The following is a 20,561-nucleotide window of genomic DNA, read 5'->3' as shown; positions in this document are numbered from 1 at the left end:
GATGGTCAGCGGCAGATCACTCAGGGCGACAGATCCCAGGGCCACGGGCGTCGCGGACGCCGCTACGACCAAGCCGGCGCCCAGCCACGCTTTGGGCCACCGCGAACGCCTGCGCGAGCGGGCTAAGGCCGGGGGCCTCGCCGCCCTGCCCGACTACGAGCTGCTGGAGCTCTATCTCTTCCGCACCTTCGCCCGGGGCGACGTCAAGCCGATGGCGAAGGCGCTGCTGGCCCGGTTCGGCTCGTTCGGCGCGACGATCTCGGCCTCGATCGAGGAGCTGAAGACCGTGACCGGCGTCGGCGAGAGCGCGGCGGTCGACATCAAGCTGCTGCACGAGGCCGCCTTGCGAGCCGGCCGCGACAAGATCGCCAAGCGGCCGGTGATCTCGTCCTGGACGGCTCTGCTGGGCTATGTCCGCGTCGCCCTGGCCAACGAGCCGCGCGAACAGTTCAGGGTCCTGTTCCTCGACAACAAGAACCAGCTGATCGCCGACGAGGTGATGAACCACGGCACGGTCGACCACGCCCCGGTCTATCCACGCGAAGTGATGCGCCGGGCGCTCGAGCTGTCGAGCAGCAACATTATCTTGCTCCATAACCATCCCAGTGGAGACCCCACGCCGTCGCGACCCGACATCGAGATGACCAAACAGATCGTCGAGGCCGGCAAGGCGCTGAAGATCAACGTCCACGACCACCTGGTGGTCGGCCGCGACGGCGTGGCCAGCTTCAAGGCGTTGGGGCTGTTCTAAATAGCCCCCCCTGTGGCGGAGGTGTCGGCGCAGCCGACGGAGGGGGAGTGTTCTGGGCTCGGATGCGGCGCTATCGACCCGAAAAATCCCCCCACCGATCGCTTTGCGATCACCTCCCCCACAGGGGGAGGAACAGCTTGACCCCGCCGTCCCTATCCCCGAGCGTGGCCGTCGTAATCCTTGCGTCGGAGCCAAGATGTCCCGCCTGCTGACCGCTCTCCTCGGCTCCGCCGCTCTCGCCCTCGCCACGACCGCCTCCCCTCTCGCGAGTTGGGCCGCCGACGCTCCGGTCTCGAAAGCCGACCGGGCGCTGCACGAGAAGGTCCTGACCCTGGACACCCACCTCGACACGCCCGAGCACTTCGCGCGCAAGGGCTGGAGCATGGTCGACCGTCACGAGGTCAAGGTCGACGGCACCCAGGTCGACCTGCCGCGCATGGACGCCGGCGGCCTGGATGGCGGGTTCTTCGTGATCTACACCGAGCAGGGCCCCCTGACCGCCGAGGGCTATCGCGCGGCGCGCGACGTCGCCCTGGAGCGCGCCACCGAGATTCGTGAGATGGTCGCGGCCCATTCGGACAAGTTCGAGCTGGCCTACACCGCCGACGACGCCGAGCGGATCAACAAGGCCGGCAAGAAGTTCGTCTTCCAGAGCATCGAGAACAGCTGGCCGATCGGTGAGGACCTCACCCTGATGCAGACCTTCCACGCCACCGGCGTGCGCATGGCCGGCCCGGTGCACTTCAGGAACAACCAGTTCGCCGACAGCTCGACCGACAAGCCGATCTGGCACGGCTTCTCGCCGCTGGGCCTGCGCTGGCTGGCCGAAGCCAACCGGCTGGGCATACTGATCGACGTCAGCCACGCCTCCGACGACGTGGTCGATCAGGCCGTGCAGCTGTCGAAGGTCCCGATCATCGCCTCGCACTCCGGGGCCAAGGCGATCTACGACCACGCCCGCAATCTCGACGACACGCGGCTGAAGAAGATCGCCGACGCGGGCGGGGTGATCTGCATCAACTCGGTCTATCTGAAGAACACCAACGCCAGTCCCGAGCGCCTGGCGGCCCTGAAGGCCCTGGGGACGGCGGCCGACAGCGAGACGGCGACCGAGGCCGAGATGGTCGCCTATCTGAAGAAGCGCGCCGAGGTGGACGCCAAGTTTCCGCCGGTCCGCGCCAGCTTCGAGGACTTCATGGCCAGCCTGACCCACACCCTCAAGGTGGTCGGGCCCGAGCACGTGGGCATCGGCGCCGACTGGGACGGCGGCGGCGGCGTGGCCGGCTTCGAGGACGTCGCCGACCTGCCCAAGGTCACCGCCCGGCTGAAGGCGGCCGGCTACACCGACGCCGACGTGGCGGCGATCTGGGGCGGCAACGTGCTGCGCATCGTGCGCCAGGCCCAGGACTACGCGGCCAAGCAGACCGCCGCGAAGTAGCTCGCGCTTTCGAATAACGCGGTTCTCGGTTAGCCTCTCCCGGCGTCGTTTGGAGGGGCTCTCCGCATGGTCCGTGTCACGCTCTGGGTCGGTCTGGCCGCCCTGCTTTGCCTTGCCGCCCCGACGGCGAGCTGGGCCGCCAGTTTCGACTGCGCCAAGGCCGGCACGCCCACCGAGAAGGCGATCTGCAAGGATCCCGCGGTCTCCAAGCTGGACGACCAGGTGGCGGCCGCCTTCAAGGCGGCCCAGGGGCTGTGGCCGGCCGGGAACTGGTCGACCTACATCCGCACCGAACAGCGGGAATGGCTGAAGGACCGCAACGAGATCTGCAAGGCCGACGCCGCCTGCCTGAAACAGGACTACGAGCGCCGCCTGACTTTCCTGACGCATCCGAGCCTGAAGTGGACGGGCCGATACGTCGCCGGGCGCTGCCCGCACGACGGGGTCTATCTGGACGTGACGCAGCGCTATCCCGAGGCGGGGATCGACGTCCTGCTCTACATCTGCCCCGAGCCGAAGGGGAGCGTGTTCCTGCAGGCCGACGGCGACGTGGACGCTTCGGGGAAGCTGAGCTTCGAGGACGCCGGCTGTCCGCGCGTCCTGGCCTTCACCCAGGACACCGCGACCCTGTCCGCGCCCAAGACCGAGCGGTGCGCCATGGGGACCGACTTGAAGGTCTTCCGCCGCGACCCGGTAAAGTCGCCCTATCTGTCGGAGTAGGCGCCATGAGCCTTTTTGGAACCCGCGTCGCCCCCGTCCTCGCCGGACTTCTGCTGCTCCTGGTGGCCGCCCCCGCGACCGCCGCCAGCTTCGACTGCGCCAAGGCCCGCACCAAGGTCGAGAAGCTGATCTGCAAGGATCCCCAGCTGTCGCGCCAGGACGAGGACCTGGCCAAGGCCTATGGCGAGGCGCTGAAACTGTGGGACGGCCAGATCGCCGCCTATGTGAAGATGAACCAGCGCGGCTGGGTGGGTTCGCGCGCCTTGGAGCCTCCCGGGATGAGCGGTGGCGGGATCCTCTGCACCGACGACGAAACCGCCCTGCCCTGCCTGCGGACCATCCACGCCGACCGCATCGCGGTGCTGAGGAACCCGGGGTTCCGGCTGAGCGGGATCTATGCGCGCGGCCAGGACTTCCTGAGCATCAAGGCCGTGCCGACCGGCCTGGACTTCGCCTACCAGTTGGCCGACGCCAACGCCGCCCAGGGGTTCACCGACGACACCCAGCCGGTGAAGGTCATGACGGGCCAGACGATCACGAGCTTTCCGCTGACCGGGACGGGCCCCGACGCCTGCCGGCTGGACGCGTCGTTCACCGTCGACACCGTGCTGCTGACCCAGAAGGGCCCTTGCGGCGGGGCCAAGCTGGGCGGGTGGTGGAAGCGGGACCAGACGCGCGATCCGGACGCGGAGCTGTTCTAGGACCGGGCCCGCCGCTGCCAGGCGTCCCAGAACCGCCACAGCATCAGCACCGTCAGGATCGCCGCATAGACCAGCGGCGGCCGGTGGTCGGCCTTCACCAGCAGATAGTAGTGGGCCACGCCCAGCGGCACGATCAGATAGATCAGCCAGTGGATCCGTTGCCAGGTCGCCCGGCCCAGGCGCCGGATCATGCCGTTGGTCGAGGTCACGGCCAGCGGGATCAGCAACACGAAGGCCAGCATGCCCAGGGTGATGAAGGGCCGCTTGAGGATGTCCTTCACCAACTGCCCCCAGTCGAAGAACAGGTCGACGCCGATGTAGGTCAGCAGGTGCAGGCAGATGTAGCTGAAGGCGAACAGGCCGATCGTCCGGCGAAAGCGGACCAGGCGCGGCTTCTTCAGGATGCGCGCGGCCGGGGTGATCGCCAGCCCGACCAGCAGCAGCCGCAGGCCCCAGACGCCGATCTGGCGGATCAGGGTCTCGATCGGATTGGCCCCCAGGTCGTCGCTGAACACGCGCCAGGCCAGCCAGACCAGGGGCGCGAAACAGGCCAGCCAGACGGCGGCGTAGACCAGGTTGTCCCAGGTCTTGGAGGGGCGCTTGCTCTTGGCCGCCCGCTTCACCGAGGCGTCCATCAGAAGTTCCGCTTCAGGTCCATGCCGCGATAGAGGTCGGCGACATACTGGCCATAGCCGTTGAACGGCAGGGTTTCGCGGCGGCGGAACTCGCCGATCCGGCGCTCGGTGGCCTGGGACCAGCGCGGGTGGTCCACGGCCGGATTGACGTTGGAATAGAAGCCGTACTCGCGCGGGGCCAGCAGGTTCCAGGCGGTGACGGGCATCTTCTCGACCAGGCTGATCCGCACGATCGACTTGGCGCCCTTGAAGCCGTACTTCCACGGCACGACCAGCCGGACCGGCGCGCCGTTCTGGTTGGGCAGGACGTCGCCGTACAGGCCCACGGCCAGGATGGTCAGCGGGTGCGTCGCCTCGTCGATCCGCAGGCCTTCACGATAGGGCCACTGCAGGGTGTCCCAGCGCTGGCCCGGCATCTCGGACGGTCGCATCAGGGTCTCGAAGGCGACGAACTTGGCCTTCGACGTGGGCTTGACCTGGGCCAGCAGGTCCTTGAGCGGGAAGCCCACCCAGGGGATCACCATCGACCAGCCCTCGACGCAGCGCATGCGGTAAATGCGCTCCTCCAGCTTGTTGGCCTTGATCAGATCGTCGATCGCGAAGCTGGCCGGCTTCTCGCACTCGCCGTCGACGCGGACCGTCCAGGGGCGGGTCTTGAGGGAGCCCGCGTTCTCGGACGGGTCCTCCTTGTTGACCCCGAATTCGTAGAAGTTGTTGTAGCTGGTGATGTCCTTCTTCGGGGTCGGCTTCTCCGTGGTCGAGAAGCCCGGGCTGTAGGCCAGGTCCCGCGCGCCGGCCGCCCCGGCCGCGCCCAGCAGACCCAGTCCCGCCGCCCCGCCGATGAACTCGCGCCGCCGCAGGTACAGGCTCCGGTCGGTGACGTCGTTGTCGGTCAGGTCGGGGGCGTGGCGGATCAGCATGGGCGGGCTCCGAGGGGCTACCTTGGAAGATACGTACGATGAGGGGGAATGGTTACAGGCGGGCGAGGAATGTTGCCACTTGCCCCCTACGGATCGCTTCGCGATCGTCTTCCCCCACAGGGGGAAGAGGCTTGGCCGGCACCGCGCGTCCTCCGCCCCTATGGGGGCGGACAGACGGCGTAGCCGTCAGGTGGGGGCAAGTGGGTGAGCCCCTAACCCCGCACCACCGCCTCGAACGCCCCTCGCGCCTCGACCTTCGCCTTGGCCAGCTTCACCTTCAGAGACCGGAACTCCCGCACGCCTCCGGCCCGCGCCAGCAGCGCCCGGAACGCCTTCGGCTCGGTGTCAGGGTCATGCCCGTCCTCCAGCGCCACCTTCAGCAGTTGCGACAGGTCCTGCTCCAGCCGCCACGCGGACTCCAACGCCGCCAAGGCCGCCGGATCCCCCAGCCCCGCGCGTCCCAAGGCCGCCAGGGCCTCGCCGGTGTTCTGCGCCAGCGGACCGCCGTCCGCCGCGTGGACCAGCTGCAGGAACTGGGCGGCGAACTCGATGTCGACCAGGCCGCCGGGGGTGAGCTTCAGGTCCCAGTCGCCCTTGCCGGGCCGCTCGTCCTCCATCAGCTGGCGCATCTCCAGCACGTCGACGGCGGTCTTCCTCGGGTCGCGCGCCCGACGCAGGGCGGCGGCGATCGCGCCTTCCGCCCGCGCCTGGAAGTCCGGCGACGACGCCCAGATCACCCGGGCCCGCGTCAGGGCCTGCAGCTCCCAGGTCTCGGCCTCGCGCTCGTAATAGTCCTCGAACGCCGCGTAGCTGACCGCCACCGGCCCCTTGGTGCCCGACGGCCGCAGCTTCAGGTCAACCTCGTAGAGCGTGCCCTCGCCGGTCGGAGCCGACAAGGCCGAGGTCAGGCGCTGGGTGAACCGGGCGTAGAAGCTCTCGGCGCCCCAGGCCTTCACGGCCGACATGCCGGCCGGATCGTCGGCGGCGTAGAGCGTCATCAGGTCCAGGTCCGACTTGACGGTCATCTCGCGCGAGCCGGCCTTGCCCAGGGCGACGACGGCCACCTGGCCCGGGAATTCGCCTCCGAGCCGCTCGACTTCGGCCAGGGCGGCGGGAGCCAGCCCGCGGACGATCACGTCGGCCAGGTCGGCGAAGGCCGCGCCGGCATCGCGCGCACCGGCCGTGCCGCTGATCACCCGCACCCCGATCCGGAAACTCTGGTCGCGGAACAGCCGCCGCGCCGCGTCCATCGCCCCCTCGAAATCGGCCGAATCCCAGGGCGCGTCCTTGGGCATCTCCATCGGCCCGAAGAACGCAGGGTCCAGCAGGGCGTCCAGGGCCGTCGGCCGTCGCGCCAGGGTCGAGGCCAGGCGCGGCGCGAAGGCCATGACCTCGACGATCAGCTCGAACAATCGCGGCTGGGCCAGGAACAGCGACTGGATCTGCACCCCGCTGCTCAGCGACGAGAAGAAGTCGCCGAACCGGTTGAAGGCGTCGTCCGACGCGCCGGTGGCGTTGGCGGCGTCCAGCAGGCGCGGCGCCAAGCGGGTGAACAGCTCGCGCCCCCGCGCGGTGCGGGTGGCGGCGATGTGGCCGTGGTGCCAGCCGCGGATGGTGGCGGCCACCCGCTCGGGGTGCGAGAAGCCCATGCGCTTGAGCGTGGCCAGGGTCTCTGGATCGTCCTCGACGCCGGTGAACACCAGGCTGCCGAACCGCGACGACAGCTCCTCCTCGCCCTTGAACAGTGCGCCGTAGCGGCGGTTCACGCCCTTGAGGATCTGGCCGACCACGGCGTCGAAACTGCGCAGCGCCGCGTGGCCCCACAGGGCCGCCACCTTCTTGCGGTCGGCGTCGGACTCCGGAAGCTTGTGGGTCTGGTCGTCGGCGATCATCTGGGCCCGGTGCTCCAGGGCGCGCAGGTCGCGATAGGCCTTGATCAGGTAGTCGCGGTCTTCCGGCGTGACGTGGCCGGCCTCCGACAGGGCGGCCAGGGCCTCCAGGGTGCGCGGGCTGCGCAGGTCGGGATGACGGCCGCCCAGGATCAGTTGCTGGGTCTGGACGAAGAACTCGATCTCGCGGATGCCGCCGCGCCCCAGCTTCAGGTCCGCGCCCTTGGCGGTCAGCCGGTCGTCCACCTTGTAGGCGTGGATCTGGCGCTTGATCGAGTGGATATCGGCGATGGCCGCGAAGTCGAGGTTCTTGCGCCAGATGAACGGCTGCAGCTCGGCCAGGAACGCCTCGCCCTGCGCGAAGTCGCCGGCGCAGATCCGCGCCTTGATGTGCGCCGCCCGCTCCCAGTTCTGGCCGACGCTCTCGTAGTAATCGAGGGCCGCGTCGATCGGCATGGCCGGCGGGGTCGAGGACGGATCCGGGCGCAGCCGCAGGTCGATGCGGAACACGTAGCCGTCGACCGTCCGCTCGGCCAGCAGCCGGCCCAGGTGGTTGGCGATGCGCACCGCCACGCCCTGCGGCTCGACGCCCTCGGCTGCCGGCAAGGCCTCGGGGTCGTAGAAGATCGAGAAGTCGATGTCGCTGGAGTAGTTGAGCTCGAAGGCCCCGTGCTTGCCCATGGCGATGCAGAACAGGCCGGGGGCAGGCCCCTCCGGTCCCTCGCCGACATGGGTCAGGGCGCCGCGCGCCACTTCCAGCCGCACGGCCTGGGTCAATGAGGCGTGCAGGGTGGCGTCGGCGAAGCGGGTCAGGGCGGCGGTCACCGCGTCCAGGTCCCAGACACCGCCCAGGTCGCACAGCGCGGTCAGCAGGTGCAGGTCGGCCTTCAGCTCGCGCATCGTCCGGCGGGCGGTCTCGAAGTCCGGCTCCGCGCCAACGGCTTCGGCTTCGGCCAGGATACGGGCCAGCCGTTCGTCGGGATCGCCATCGAGGATCGAGGGCAGCCGCTTGGCGTCGCGCCGCGCCAGGCCCGCCAGGTAGGGCGAGGCGGCGAACACCGGCGCCAGGGCGGGCCAGACGGCCTCGACCAAGGGCGCGGCCTCGCCGACCCGCCGGGTGATCGCCTCATGCGCCCGCTCGGCGGCCTTGGGATCGACGACGGGGCCGCAGGGGGTGAGACGTTCGAGCAGGCGAGTCATGGCCGCCACTGTGGCGCGGTGGAACGGCGAGGTCATCTGTTGGACTTCAAAAAATGGGTTGTCGAGCGCGCGCGTCGAACCTCAACCTTAGATATGCGCGCGAGACACAGTGCGCCGAGGGTGGGGAAACGGACATGAAGACAATCGTGCGCGGCCTGGTGGCCCTGCTGTTCCTGGTCGTTTGCCGACCGGCCCTGGCGGCCGACACCTGGCTCAAGGCCCAGACCCAGCACTTCAACGTCTATGGCGAGATCAAGGAGTCCGACCTGCGGACGGCCGCCTCCGACCTCGAACGCTATCACCGCCTGCTGGCGGCCGTGATGAAGGTCGACGACAAGGCCGCCGTCGCCCGGCTGGACATCTATCTGGTCGGCGGGCGCGACGACCTGCAGAAGGTCGAGCCGAGCCTGGATCGCGCGGTCGCCGGCTTCTACCGCGCCGGGCCCGGCGGCCGGGCCGCCTTCGTCTCCTGGAACAGCGTCGACCGCGACCAGGCGCGACTGATCCTCCAGCACGAATACGCCCACCATTTCATGCGCCAGTACTTCAGCTGGTCCTATCCGGTCTGGTTCACCGAGGGCTTCGCCGAGTACTTCGCGCCCACTCTCGTCAAGGGCGACACGATCCAGCTGGGCGCGGCCGACGACGGACGCGTACGCGCGCTGGAGAAGCAGCCGTGGATGTCGATGGACGCCTTGCTGGACGCGCGGCAGAGCATCACGCGCGGCGGGATGGTCTACGCCCAGGGCTGGTTGCTGACCCACTATCTGCTGCGCGACACGGATCGCGCCGGCCAGTTGCAGGCCTATTTCGCCGCCTTGCGCACGGGCCAGGCCGAGCCCGAAGCCTTCGCCGCCGCCTTCAAGACCGACAAGGCCGCCCTGCAAAGGCAGCTGACCACCTATGCCCGCTCCGGCATGACCTTGACGGTCATCCCGATCAAGCCCCTGGCCCCGACCGACGTGGTCGTCACCTCCCTGCCGCCCTCGGCCGACGACCTGCTGCTGGACTCGCTGCGGCTGATCCGCGGCCGGCGCGGCGAGAACGACGGCCAGGCCGCCGACGCGCTGAAGTCCATCGAGAAGAAAGCCGCCAAGTATCCGGGCGATCCTCTGGCTGTCCGCACCCTGGCCCACGCCCAGCAGGTGTTCGGCGACCCGACTGTCGCGGTCCAGATGCTGAGCGGCTCCGAGGCGACCAAGACCGACGCCTACGCCCAGTACCTGCTGGGCGTCTCGTGGCTGAGCGTCGGCAAGCGCGACCCGGCGCGGCTGGCCGAGGCCACCACCGAGGGCAAGAAGGCCCTGGCCCGCGCCCTGAAGCTGGACCCGACCTTCTATCCCGCGCTCTACCGCTATTCCCGCACCCTGCCGGCGGGCAGCGAGCAGGTGCTCGACGCCCTGGTCCAGGCCCATCTGATGGCCCCGCAGGTCGAGGAGATCCGCATCGACGCGGTGATCGCCCTGCTCCGCAAGGGCGAGTACGACACCGCCGACTCCCTGATCGAGCCGCTGGCCCAGGCGCCCCACCTGAGCCTCAACGTCGCGGTGGCCCAGGTGCTGCGCGACAAGGCGCTGGCCCACCAGGCGCCGGCCAGTGACCAGGCCATGGTCGCCGAGGCGCGGGCGCGGCTGGAGATCCTGACGGCGCAAGCCAAGTCCTGACGCCCCGCCCCGGAAACGTGGTCGCTTGACAGTCGATGTTACAGGCGTAATCGTTGGCGTCGGAGATCGGAACGCCATGAACATCACTCAGGCCGAAAGCCGCATCATGGAGGCGCTCTGGACGCGCCAGCCCCTGACGGTGGACGAAATCATGGCCGAGGTCGCCGAGCCGCAGGGCTGGGGCGAGGCGACGGTCAAGACGCTGATCAACCGGCTTCTGAAGCGCAAGGCGATCCGCTCGGACCGCATCGAGGGCCGGGCGCGCTACGCCCCGATCATCCAGCGCGCCGACTATGTGCAGGCCGAGAGCCAGAGCCTTCTCAACCGCCTGTTCGACGGACAGCTGACGCCGCTGGTGGCGCACTTCGCCCAGCACCGCGCGCTGTCCAACGACGAGATCAAGCAACTGAAGACTCTGATCGAGGGTCTCGAAGATGGTCGCTGAACTGCTGGCCCTGACTCTGCTGCGCACCCAGGCGGCCGCCGCCGCGGCGGTGCTGCTGGTGCTGTTGCTGCGCGGTCCGACCCGCAAGGTGATCGGCGCGCGCCTGGCCTACCGCCTGTGGGCCCTGGTGCCCGTCGCGGCGATCGCCACGGTGTTCCCCAGCCTGTCGGAGACCCTGGGTTCGGGCCTGCCGGCCTCGCTGATGGGCGAGGAGCGCGCGGTTCTGCTGCTGGCCGTCTGGCTGGCCGGCGGCGTCGCCCTGGCGACGGCCATCCTGCTGCAGGAGCGCGCCTTCCGGGCCCGCGCCGAGGCCGGTCGCGCCGGTCCGGCGGTGATGGGAGTGTTCTGGCCCCGGGTCGTGCTGCCGTCCGACTTCGCCACCCGCTTCGAGGAGCAGGCCCGCAAGATGGTCGACCTGCACGAGCGGGCTCACATCAAGCGCGGCGATCCCGTGGCCAATCTGGTCATCGCCGGGATCCAGGTGCTGGGCTGGTGCAACCCGCTGGTCCATGTCGGCGCCCTGTGCGCCCGACTGGACCAGGAGATGGCCTGCGACGCCACCGTGCTGAGCCTGCGCCCCGACCTGCGCCGCACCTATGCCGAGGCCCTGGTCGAGGCCCACACCCGGCGCACCGGTTCGGCCCTGGCCTGCTTCTTCGCGGCCCATCCATTGCTGCTGCGGGTCAAGCTGCTGGGCCGTCCCGAGCCGAGCTATCGCCGCCAGACGGCGGGCGCGGCGGCGATCTTCCTGCTGGCGATCATCACCGCCGGCGGGGTCTGGACCGTCACGCCGCGCGGTCCCGTGCCGCAGTACGAGACCTCGTGGCCCGGCCGCTTCGTCGGCGACACCCCGGCCGACGGCATCACCCTGCCCGTCCTGAACAGCCACTAGGCCGCCCTCGCCGTCTGGGTCCTGACGTCACGCTTGCCTTGACGCAGTAGATTACATCTGTAACTTTTATAATCTACAGACGTAATCCAGCTTCGACCTGGGGGGAGCGGACATGGCCTTCATCCTGCGGATGCCCGAGCGGCGCGGCCGTGGCGCCCGACACAAGGCCCTGGCTGTCCGGGCGTTCGACGTCCTGGTCATGGGGCTGATCGTGCTGGGCGTCGGGCTGATGCTGATGTTCTTCGTCCAGTACGAGATGAAGGTCGAACCCAAGCGCCCCGCCACGGGCTCGCGGCTGGTCGCCGCCAAGTCGATGGCTCGGGTGCGCTGGGCCAGCGTCAAGCCGCGGCTGATCGCCCGCCTGGACCAGCCGCACGCCCTGGAGCTGGGCCGGGTCTGGGCGCGCCGCGACGGCCGGGTCTGCGGTCTGGTCAACGGCTGGGGCAGCTTCGGCGGCTTGACCGGCATGACCCGCTTCTACGCCCAGGGCGACGAGCCGGTGTTCAAGCAGGACGGCGGGGCCGGCTTCGAGGAAGAGTGGTGGGCCTGCAGGCGCGACCGCTACGTGATCATCCGCGAGGGCTCGGAGGAGACGGGGTTCTGCCCGACGAAGCTCGGTCGGGAGCGGTGCTATGACGTCGTGTACGGGCGGCCGGAATAGGTTTGGTCGCCTAGCGCCTGCCCCCTACTCCACCCGCGGCAGCACCAACGCCACCCGCAGGCCGGGGCCGAAGCCGCCGTACTCGCCCGGCCCCTCGGCCAGCTCCAGCCGTCCGCCGTGCGAGGCGGCCACCGCCTGGACCAGCGACAGGCCCAGCCCCGCCCCCGGCTCGCTGCGGCTGTTCTCCAGCCGCACGAAGCGCTGGACCACACGGGCGCGGTCGGCCTCGGGCACGCCGGGGCCGGTGTCGGTGACCGAGAACTCCAGGTCGCCGGACGAGGTGCGCCGGGCCCGCAGCATCACCGCCCCGCCCTCGGGCGTGTACTTAATGGCGTTGTCCAGCAGGTTGGCCAGGGCCTGGGCGATGAACTCGCGATTGCCCCGGATGCTGAGCGCCGGAACGATCTCGGCCTTGAAGTCCAGGCCCTTGTCCTCGCAGCTGGCCTCGTAGAGCTCGGCCATGTCCGAGGCCAGTTCGCTGGCGTCGAAGCTTTCCTGGTTCGGCGCCTCGCCGGCCGCCTGCAGGCGCGCGATGGCCAGCACGGCGTTGAAGGTCTTGAGCACGCCGTCGGCGTCCATCAGGGCCGTCTCCAGGGCCGCCATCGGATCGCCCTTGCCGTTCTCGGCGTCGATCAGGGCCACCTCCATGCGGGCGCGCAGGCGGGTCAGGGGCGAGCGTAGGTCGTGGGCGATGGCGTCGCCGGCGTGGCGCAGGCCGCCCATCAGCCGCTCGATGCGGTCGAGCATGTCGTTCAGGCCCTCGGCCAGCTCGTCATACTCGTCGCGGGTGCCGCGCACCCTCGCACGGGCGTGCAGGTCGCCGGCCCGCACCGCGTTCACGACGTCGACCAGGCCCTGCATGCTGCGCGAGACGTTGCGGCTGATCAGCACCCCGCCGGCCAGGCCCAGGATGATGACCAGCGCCCCGGCCCCGCGCAGGGCCCGGACGATCTTCATCACATAGCCTTCCGACTCCTGGACGTCGGCCCCGACGAACAGGGCCTCGCCGCCGGAGAGGCGCTCCTGCACGCCCCGCGCCGCGCGCTTGACCTCGGCGCCGTCGATGTCGGTCTCGGTGAGCTTGAAGGTCTCCCAGGTCGGGCCCGGGCCTTCGAAGTCGTCGATCGGCGACTCCTCGATCGAGCCCGAGATCCGCTTGCCCTCCTTGTCGAGCAGCAGGTACAGGAACGGCCGCTCGCCGGTGGCCCGCTCGACGATGGTCTGGTTCAGGGCATTGATCCCGCCCACCCGGTAGGCGGCCTCAAGGCTCTCCATCTCGCGGGTGATGTCGGCGTCGGCGCGGCGGTTCACCTCGCCGGCGGTGGCGATGTAGATGTAGCCCAGGAACGCGCTGGCGGCCGCCGCGAACAGGGCCAGGAACAGCAGGGTCAGCCGAAACGGCGTCGATCGGATCAGGCGCGGCAGGCGCATGGGCTAGCTCTTCTTGCCCATGAGGGCGGCGATGTCTCGGCGACTGTCGAGGATGCGGAGCACGAGAATTCCGCGATCCTCCGCGAGAGGCTCGTAGACCACAAGCCATGGCGGTACTGAAAACGATCTCGGCTCGCCCACGAAATCAGCTCTGACACGTCCCAGCCCCGGGCGGGCGGCAAGCCGTTCGAGCGTCCGTTCAATTCTGAAGATGACGCCGCGGGCTCGGCTCGCACCGTCACGCCGCGCGATCCAGATGAAGACATCCTCGGCGTCGACGACGGCCTTCGCGCTTCTGACAACCGTCGGCGGGACCATTCCGGACTATTGATCTTCCTCAGCCATGCGCTTCAAGGCGCCAGCGATGATCTCCTCGGAGTCCCAAGGCTCGGCCTTGCCTTCCGCGAATTCCTGACGCGCCTCACGCAGAGATTCGTTAATGACCTCGCGATTGCGCGCGATCCAGGCGTCCATCTCGGCCTCGGAAAGCTCGGGGCCGAAGTCGCCTTCATCGTCAGGAACGGGCTGGGTCAGCTTGTTCATGCCACGAGCCTAACACGGGTCGGCCGACCGCCAAACCGCGCCGCCTACGGATCGAGCCGGTAGCCCGCCCCGCGCACGGTCTGCAGCATGGCCCGGTCGAAGCCCTTGTCGATCTTCGAGCGCAGGCGCGAGATGTGCACGTCGATGACGTTGGTCTGCGGGTCGAAGTGGTATTCCCACACCTTCTCCAGCAGCATGGTGCGGGTCACCGACTGGCCGGCGTGGCGCATCATGAATTCCAGCAACTGGAACTCGCGGGGCTGGAGATCGATCTCCTTGCCCTGGCGATGGACCGTGCGATTGATCAGGTTCATTTCCAGTTCGCCCACCTTGAGGGTGGTCGCGACCGCGCCTGTCTCGCGGCGACGCGACAGGGCGTCGACCCGGGCCATCAGCTCGGCGAAGGCGTAGGGCTTGACCAGGTAGTCGTCCGCGCCGGCCCGCAGGCCCACGACGCGGTCGTTGATCTCGCCCAGGGCCGAGAGGAACAGCACCGGCGTCTGATCGCCCTCGCGGCGCAGGGTCTCGACCACCTCGACGCCGTTCTTCTTGGGCATCATGCGGTCGACGATCATCACGTCGAAGCCGCCCTTGCCCGCCTCGGTCAGGCCGGCCTCGCCGTCAGGGGCGTGGACGCAATCGTAGCCGGCCTCGGTCAGGCCGTGGCGCATCGCCGCCGCCGCCTCGAGATCGTCTTCGATGATCAGAATACGCATCACAAACCCCCAGATGCACGAAAGGGCGTCATCGTGCGAATCGATGACGCCCTCTGTCGTGTCGTCGTCACGTCCCCGAGATGGTGACGTGATCCGCGCGCGGGCGAAAGCCCCCGCGTATCCGCGTTACCCTTACGGCGCGATCTTCAGCGGCACGATCGTCGGGCGACCGGCGCGGATGATGCGCAGGTTGACGCTGGGGCGCTGCAGCTTCTTGGCCGCTTCCACCGCCGAGGCCACTTGCGAGGCCGAGGTGACGGGGTCGCCGTTGACGCTGGTCAGCACGTCGCCCTTGCGCAGGCCCTTCTCGCCGGCGTCGGAATTGGCCTTCACGCCGTCGATGAGGACGCCGCGGACGGTCGCGTCGATGCTGTAGGTGCGACGGGCCGCGTCGTCGATCGGCGCCAGGCTCATGCCCAGGGCTTCCGACTTCTGGACCTGCGGCTTGGTCGGCGTGTCGGCGCCGCCCTCGTCGCTGTCGTCGTCGCTGAGCGCCAGCTCCTTCTCGGTCGGACGCACGCCCGACTTGATGTCGACGGTGCGGGGCTTGCCGCCGCGCAGGACCGACAGCTTCAGGGTGTCGCCGGGACGGCCCTTGGCCACTTCGCGGGTCAGCTCCGAACCGCTCTTGATCGGCACGCCGTTGACGGCGGTGATCACGTCCTCGGGCATCAGGCCGCCCTTCTGGGCCGGACCTCCGTCCAGAACGTCGGCGACGATCGCGCCCTTGATCTCGCCCAGACCCTGGGCTTCGGCCATTTCCTTGGTGAAGGGCTGGATCTGCGCGCCGATATAGCCGCGCACCACCTTGCCGCCGCTGATCAGCTGCTTGGCGGTGGCTTCGGCCACGTCGGCGGGGATGGCGAAGCCGATGCCCACCGAGCCGCCGGTCGGCGAGAAGATCGCGGTGTTGACCCCGATCACCCGGCCGTAGATGTCGAACGACGGACCGCCCGAGTTGCCCCGGTTGATCGGCGCGTCGATCTGGATGTAGTCGACGAAGGTCGACGAGCTGTCGCCCAGGTCGCGGTTGTAGGCCGAGATGATGCCGGCCGTGGCGGTGCCGCCCAGGCCGAACGGGTTGCCGATGGTGATCACCCAGTCGCCGACCCGCGGCTTGGCCTGGTTCTCGAAGTTCACATACGGGAACGCCGCGCCCTTGGCCTTGGGGTCGACCACCTTCAGGACCGCCAGGTCGGTGCCTTCGTCGCGACCGACCACCGTGGCCTTCAGCTCGCGGCCGTCCTTCAGGACGACGTTGATGCCGTCGTCGTCAGCGTCGGCGACGACGTGGTTGTTGGTCACCAGATAGCCGTCGGCCGAGATGAAGAACCCCGAGCCCGAGGACTGCTGCTTGGGGCCCGGAGCGGCTTCCTCGCCCTCCTCGCCCGGCTTCTGGCCGCGCGGCACGATGTCGAAGCCTTCCAGGCCGGGGATGCGCAGGCGCGGGGCCGCGGCGGCCTTGGACGTCACGTCGATCTGCACCACGGCGGGCGAGACCTGTTCGAAGATGTCGGCGAACGACATCGGCGCGCCGGGGGGCGGCGCGAACATCGGAGCGGGCGCGCCCGAGGTGCGAACCACCTGGGCCGGCTCGGCGGCGCCCGCGGGCGCCATGCGCATGCCGACCCCGGCCAGCGCCGCGCAGGCCACGCCCGCGCCGGCGACCGCACCGACAAAGAAACCAGACTTCCTAGCAGCCATCTTAACGTCTTTCCTCACCCACGGCGCGCGGCGCCGGGTCCTTGGCTTGAGAACCTAGTTGCGCTGGCGAAAGGCGCAATGGTCTTCGAAGAGATCATGCGTCCACGCTCAAGATGGTCTTGCGGCGTCTTCGCGGCGCAATCGTGTCATTCGTCCTTCAACAACACCTGAAGACGCGCTTCCTCCACCTGGGAAAGTGTCTGCGCATCTTCACCGTCCGCGACCGACGCGGTCCGCCGACGCAGGAGCAGCGCCATCAGCACGCCGCCCAAGATCAACGCAATCCCAGGCGTGGCCCAGAGCAGCGCGTTGCCCAGCGAGAACGGCGGCTTGAGCAGCACGAACTCGCCATAGCGCTCCACCAGGAACGCGCGGATCTGCTTGTCGCTGCGTCCCTGCTTCACTTGGTCGCGTACGACCTGTCGCAGGTCGCCCGCCAGGTCGGCTTCGGAATCGTCGATCGACTCGTTCTGGCAGACCAGGCAGCGCACCTCGCGGAAGATTTCGCGGGCCCGGGCTTCCTGGACGGGGTCGGGCAGGCGCTCGGCCGGGTCGGCGGCGGCGCCGGCCATGCAGGCGATGGCGGCCAGGGCGATCAGGAGGCGCTTCACGCCGCCGTCTCCGCGCGCTTCGCCACGCCGAACCGCAGCCGACGGTCCGACAGCGAGACCAGGCCGCCGATCGCCATGACCAGCGGACCCAGGAAGATCAGCCGCACCCACGGATTGACGAAGGCCCGCACCAGCCAGGCCGGCTGGCCGCCCGCGCCTTCCCGGCGCTCGCCCAGCACCACATAGAGATCGTCCAGCACCTTGGGGCAGATCGCGACCTCGGAGGTGGTCTGCTTGCCGGTCGGATAGAAGCGGCGCTCGGGCTTGGCTTCGCAGACCAGGGCGCCGGCCTTGGTGATCGTCACGATCCCGCGCTCGGCGATGTAGTTGCCGCCTTCCACCGTGCCGACGTCGGTCAGGACCAGCTCATAGGCGCCCAGCTTCAGCTGCCCGCCCACGCTCAGCGCCTGGGCCGCCTCGACCCGCCAGGTGGTCTCGAACGACGCGCCCAGCACGAAGATCCCCAGGCCCGCGTGGGCCAGGGTGGTGCCCCAGGCGCCGCGCGGCAGGCCGGTCAGGCGGCGGCGCACCTCGGCCCAAGGGGCGCGGAAGGCCTTCACCCGCTCGCCCAGCTCCAGCACCGCGCCGCCGATCAGCCAGAAGCCGACGACGAGGCCGGCGCTGGCCAGGGCGCTGCGCGGGGCGACGACGGCGAAGGCGACCAGGCCCAGGATCGCGGCGACCGCCAGGGCCAGCCACAGGCGGCGGACCACCAGGCGGGCGTCGCCGCGCTTCCACGCCAGCAGCGGACCGGCCGGCAGGATGGCCATGGCCAGGATCATCAGCGGCACGAACGTCATGTTGAAGAACGGCGCGCCCACCGACACCGCCTCGCCGTCCGTCGCCTCGCGGATCAGCGGGAACAGGGTGCCCACCAGCACCACCGCCGTGGCCGTCGACAGGATGATGTTGTTCAGGACGATGGCGCTCTCGCGGCTGACCGGGGCGAACAGGCCGCCGCTGTTCAGGCTGGGTGCGCGCAGGGCGAACAGGAAGAAGCCGGCCCCGGCCGCGATGCCCAGAATGCTCAGCAGCAGGATCCCGCGCGCGGGATCGACGGCGAAGGCGTGGACGCTGGTCAGCACGCCCGAGCGCACCAGGAAGGCGCCCAGCATCGAGAAGGTGAAGGCGGCCAGGCCCAGGAACACCGTCCAGCCCGGCAAGGCCCCGCGCTTCTCCAGCACCACGGCCGAGTGCAGCAGGGCCGTGCCGATCAGCCAGGGCATGAAGCTGGCGTTCTCGACCGGGTCCCAGAACCACCAGCCGCCCCAGCCCAGTTCGTAATAGGCCCAGAAGGCGCCCAGGGTGATGCCGACGGTCAGGAAGCTCCAGGCCGCCAGGGTCCAGGGCCGCACCCAGCGGGCCCAGGCCGCGTCGACCCGACCCTCGATCAGGGCCGCCATCGAGAACGAGAACACCACCGAGAAGCCGACATAGCCGCAATAGAGGAACGGCGGGTGGAAGGCCAAGGCCGGGTCCTGCAGCAGCGGATTCAGCGACGCGCCCTCGACCGGCGCGTCGAACAGCCGGGTCATCGGGTTGGAGGCGAAGACGGTGTAGGCCAGGAACAGCACGCCCAGCGCGCCTTGGGTCGCCACGGCGTAGGCCCGCAGGCGCGGCGGCAGGGCCTCGCCGAAGCTGGCCACGGCCGCGCCGTAACCGGTCAGCACCAGGCACCACAGCAGCATCGAGCCCTCGTGGCTGCCCCAGGCGCCGGCCACCTTGTAGAGCATCGGCTTGGCGGTGTGGGAGTTGGCCGCGACGTTGGCCACCGAGAAGTCCGACATCACGAAGGCGTGGACCAGGGCCAGGAAGGTCAGGGCCGTGCAGAGGAACGCCCCGACCGCCGCGCCGCGTCCGGCCCCGGCCAGCAACGACGAGCGCCGCGCCCCGCCCACCGCCGACAGGATCAGCTGCAGCACCGACAGGACCAGGGCCAGGACGAGGGCGTAGGCGCCGAATTCGGTGATCATGACTTGGTCTTCGGCCCAGAGCCTTGGGGGGCGTAAGCGGGCGCGCCATAGGCAGGCTTGGCGCCGTCGCCGCGCCACTCGCCCTGTTCCTTCAGCGCCTTGGAGACCTCGCGCGGCATGTAGCGTTCGTCGTGCTTGGCCAGCACCTGCTTGGCGACGAAGGCGCCGGACTCGTCGAAGGCGCCGGAGGCGACGATGCCCTGGCCTTCGCGGAACAGGTCGGGCAGGTCGCCCTGGTAGCGCACCAGGGCGGTGGAGGTCTGGTCGGCGACCACGAACTCGACCAGCCCATCGGGATGCTTCACGACGCTGCCGGCCTGGACCAGTCCGCCCAGCTGCACCTTGCGGCCGGCCGGCACGTGGGCGGCGGCGGCCTGGGCCGGGGTGTAGAACAGCGAGATGGCGTCGCGCATGCCCCACAGGGCCAGGCCCACGGCCAGGGCCACCACGGGGGCGGCCACGGCCAGGACGGTCAGGCGGCGGCGCGCCTTGCGGGACTTGGGCCAAAGACTTTGGGGCAGGAAGCTCATGGCTGCGACGTCTTCTGGGACGGAGTTTGGGCGGCCTGGCTCAGCGCGGCCAGGAGCTTGGGCTGATCCTTGTAGCGTGTCCGGGCCTTGGCCAGGGTCGCGTCGCGGCGGGTCGTGTCGCCCAGCACCGAATAGGCGCGCACCAGCTTGATCCAGCCGTCGGGATCGTCGGGATTGGCGTCGAGCCGCGCGGCCAGGCCCGCGACCATGCCCTGGATCATGTCCTGGACGTCACCGCCCTGCGCCGCCTCGGCGGGCTGGCCCGTGGGGGCGGCGGAGGCCCGCAGGCCGCCGTCGGCCTGGACCTGGGCGATCTGCTGACCAAAGCCCATGCGGCGCGGATCGTCGGGCGGCAGGTCGGCCAGCAGGGCCTTCCAGTCGGCCAGGCCGCCCTGGACGTCGCCGTCGGAGATCCGGGCCAGGCCCAGGTGATAGCGGGCGCTGGTGTTCTTGGGGTCGTGCTTGAGCGCCTCGGCGAAGGCCTTGCGGGCGTCCACGCCGATCTCGCCCTGCCCCTCGGCCACGAAGGTCTCGCCCAGCCCGGCCCAAAGGTCGGCGCGGGCGGGGGCGATGATCACGGCTCGGCGCAGGGCCTGCGAGGCGCCGGTGGCGTCGCCGGCGGCCATGCGGGCCAGGGCCAGGTTCTTCAGCGGCTCGGGATCGGTCGGATGCTGGAGGGCGATCTGCTCCAGCACGGCGGCGATCTTCCGCGGCTCCAGCTGGAGCGGGTCGGTCCTGCGCCACTCGGCCACACGCTTGAGGTACGGCTGGTCGGACACGCCCAGCGCGCCGATCATGCCGTAGATTCCCAGGGCCAGGATCGGGGCGGCGGCGCCCAGGACCAGCACCAGGGGCCGCTGCCGGGGATTGGCCGGCGGCCAGGGGGCCTTGTGGTCGGCGGCGGCGATCAGCCGGCGTCCGGCCTCGGCCCGCGCGCCCTTCAGCTCGGCGTCGGCCAGCAGGCCCCGCTCGGCCAGGTCGTCGATCTCGGACAGTTGCCGCCGGTGCACGGCGAGGCTGGCGTCGTCGCCCACAGCCAACGACGCCCGCGCGGCGCCGCGCAGCATCAGGGCGGCGACGACGGCCGACAATCCCGCCGCGGCGATCCAGAAAGCGATCATGGACCGCGTGTTAGCT

20 protein-coding genes are annotated in these 20,561 nt (G+C 69.8%); 8 read left to right on the top strand and 12 right to left on the bottom strand.

The features are described 5' to 3' along the window. Position 1: 1 nt before the first annotated feature. The 4 genes from radC (at position 2) to AC1DMQ_RS02050 (ending at position 3,610) form a co-directional block, all read left to right on the top strand. The gene (gene radC / locus AC1DMQ_RS02065; RefSeq protein WP_477031890.1) at positions 2-751 is read left to right on the top strand and encodes a RadC family protein; all 750 of its coding nucleotides are present in this window, start codon (positions 2-4) and stop codon (positions 749-751) included. 196 nt (positions 752-947) lie between these two features. Further along, complete coding sequence (locus AC1DMQ_RS02060; protein ID WP_477031889.1) at positions 948-2,189, top strand: dipeptidase; 1,242 nt, start codon at positions 948-950, stop codon at positions 2,187-2,189. A gap of 66 nt (positions 2,190-2,255) precedes the next feature. Next, positions 2,256-2,909, top strand: a complete 654-nt coding sequence (locus AC1DMQ_RS02055) for a lysozyme inhibitor LprI family protein (RefSeq protein WP_477031888.1) — start codon at positions 2,256-2,258, stop codon at positions 2,907-2,909. A gap of 5 nt (positions 2,910-2,914) precedes the next feature. Continuing rightward, the gene (locus tag AC1DMQ_RS02050) at positions 2,915-3,610 is read left to right on the top strand and encodes a lysozyme inhibitor LprI family protein (RefSeq protein ID WP_477031887.1); all 696 of its coding nucleotides are present in this window, start codon (positions 2,915-2,917) and stop codon (positions 3,608-3,610) included. Here the strand turns inward: AC1DMQ_RS02050 and msrQ are convergent. From msrQ to AC1DMQ_RS02035, 3 genes are all read right to left on the bottom strand, one after another. After that, entirely contained in the window at positions 3,607-4,245 is a 639-nt protein-coding gene (gene msrQ / locus AC1DMQ_RS02045; protein WP_477031886.1) for a protein-methionine-sulfoxide reductase heme-binding subunit MsrQ, read from the bottom strand. The two genes, AC1DMQ_RS02050 and msrQ, sit on opposite strands and share 4 nt — an antisense overlap. Continuing rightward, positions 4,245-5,165, bottom strand: coding sequence for a protein-methionine-sulfoxide reductase catalytic subunit MsrP (msrP, locus tag AC1DMQ_RS02040; RefSeq protein ID WP_477031885.1), 921 nt, complete (start codon positions 5,163-5,165; stop codon positions 4,245-4,247). The genes msrQ and msrP overlap by 1 nt, the downstream gene beginning before the upstream one ends. Positions 5,166-5,377: 212 nt before the next feature. Continuing rightward, on the bottom strand, positions 5,378-8,254 hold the full coding sequence (locus AC1DMQ_RS02035) for a bifunctional [glutamine synthetase] adenylyltransferase/[glutamine synthetase]-adenylyl-L-tyrosine phosphorylase (protein WP_477031936.1): 2,877 nt from the start codon (positions 8,252-8,254) through the stop codon (positions 5,378-5,380). A gap of 134 nt (positions 8,255-8,388) precedes the next feature. Here AC1DMQ_RS02035 and AC1DMQ_RS02030 point away from each other — a divergent pair, with 134 nt between their 5' ends. The 4 genes from AC1DMQ_RS02030 to AC1DMQ_RS02015 all read left to right on the top strand — a co-directional run bounded on the left by AC1DMQ_RS02030 (position 8,389) and on the right by AC1DMQ_RS02015 (position 11,916). Beyond that, the gene (locus tag AC1DMQ_RS02030) at positions 8,389-9,918 is read left to right on the top strand and encodes a collagenase (protein ID WP_477031884.1); all 1,530 of its coding nucleotides are present in this window, start codon (positions 8,389-8,391) and stop codon (positions 9,916-9,918) included. Positions 9,919-9,994: 76 nt separating this feature from the next. Next, complete coding sequence (locus AC1DMQ_RS02025) at positions 9,995-10,363, top strand: BlaI/MecI/CopY family transcriptional regulator (protein ID WP_477031883.1); 369 nt, start codon at positions 9,995-9,997, stop codon at positions 10,361-10,363. After that, entirely contained in the window at positions 10,353-11,255 is a 903-nt protein-coding gene (locus tag AC1DMQ_RS02020; protein WP_477031882.1) for a M56 family metallopeptidase, read from the top strand. Before AC1DMQ_RS02025 ends, AC1DMQ_RS02020 begins: the two co-directional genes overlap by 11 nt. A gap of 112 nt (positions 11,256-11,367) precedes the next feature. Then, positions 11,368-11,916 (top strand): hypothetical protein, encoded by a 549-nt coding sequence (locus tag AC1DMQ_RS02015; RefSeq protein ID WP_477031881.1) that lies wholly within the window; start codon positions 11,368-11,370, stop codon positions 11,914-11,916. Positions 11,917-11,940: 24 nt separating this feature from the next. Here the strand turns inward: AC1DMQ_RS02015 and AC1DMQ_RS02010 are convergent, their stop codons facing one another. The 9 genes from AC1DMQ_RS02010 to ccmI form a co-directional block, all read right to left on the bottom strand. Then, positions 11,941-13,347: a sensor histidine kinase gene (locus tag AC1DMQ_RS02010; protein WP_477031880.1), complete on the bottom strand. Its 1,407-nt coding sequence runs from the start codon at positions 13,345-13,347 to the stop codon at positions 11,941-11,943. A gap of 3 nt (positions 13,348-13,350) precedes the next feature. After that, positions 13,351-13,665: a type II toxin-antitoxin system RelE/ParE family toxin gene (locus AC1DMQ_RS02005; RefSeq protein WP_477031879.1), complete on the bottom strand. Its 315-nt coding sequence runs from the start codon at positions 13,663-13,665 to the stop codon at positions 13,351-13,353. Positions 13,666-13,671: 6 nt separating this feature from the next. Then, positions 13,672-13,890 carry a hypothetical protein gene (locus AC1DMQ_RS02000; RefSeq protein ID WP_477031878.1) on the bottom strand — a complete coding sequence of 73 codons (219 nt, stop codon included), beginning with the start codon at positions 13,888-13,890 and terminating at the stop codon, positions 13,672-13,674. Positions 13,891-13,934: 44 nt separating this feature from the next. Next, positions 13,935-14,606, bottom strand: a complete 672-nt coding sequence (locus AC1DMQ_RS01995; RefSeq protein WP_477031877.1) for a response regulator transcription factor — start codon at positions 14,604-14,606, stop codon at positions 13,935-13,937. Positions 14,607-14,738: 132 nt separating this feature from the next. Beyond that, a complete protein-coding gene (locus AC1DMQ_RS01990; protein WP_477031876.1) occupies positions 14,739-16,310 on the bottom strand; it encodes a trypsin-like peptidase domain-containing protein in 1,572 nt (523 codons plus the stop codon). Between the two features lie 146 nt (positions 16,311-16,456). Then, complete coding sequence (locus AC1DMQ_RS01985; protein ID WP_477031875.1) at positions 16,457-16,921, bottom strand: cytochrome c-type biogenesis protein; 465 nt, start codon at positions 16,919-16,921, stop codon at positions 16,457-16,459. Further along, positions 16,918-18,894 carry a heme lyase CcmF/NrfE family subunit gene (locus AC1DMQ_RS01980; RefSeq protein WP_477031874.1) on the bottom strand — a complete coding sequence of 659 codons (1,977 nt, stop codon included), beginning with the start codon at positions 18,892-18,894 and terminating at the stop codon, positions 16,918-16,920. The genes AC1DMQ_RS01985 and AC1DMQ_RS01980 overlap by 4 nt, the downstream gene beginning before the upstream one ends. Further along, entirely contained in the window at positions 18,891-19,424 is a 534-nt protein-coding gene (gene ccmE, locus AC1DMQ_RS01975; RefSeq protein ID WP_477031873.1) for a cytochrome c maturation protein CcmE, read from the bottom strand. The genes AC1DMQ_RS01980 and ccmE overlap by 4 nt, the downstream gene beginning before the upstream one ends. Continuing rightward, positions 19,421-20,545 carry a c-type cytochrome biogenesis protein CcmI gene (gene ccmI, locus AC1DMQ_RS01970; RefSeq protein ID WP_477031872.1) on the bottom strand — a complete coding sequence of 375 codons (1,125 nt, stop codon included), beginning with the start codon at positions 20,543-20,545 and terminating at the stop codon, positions 19,421-19,423. Before ccmI ends, ccmE begins: the two co-directional genes overlap by 4 nt. Positions 20,546-20,561: the final 16 nt, after the last annotated feature.

This window comes from Caulobacter sp. 05L422 (assembly GCF_056397765.1).
This window is presented reverse-complemented; position numbering and strand designations above follow the sequence as displayed.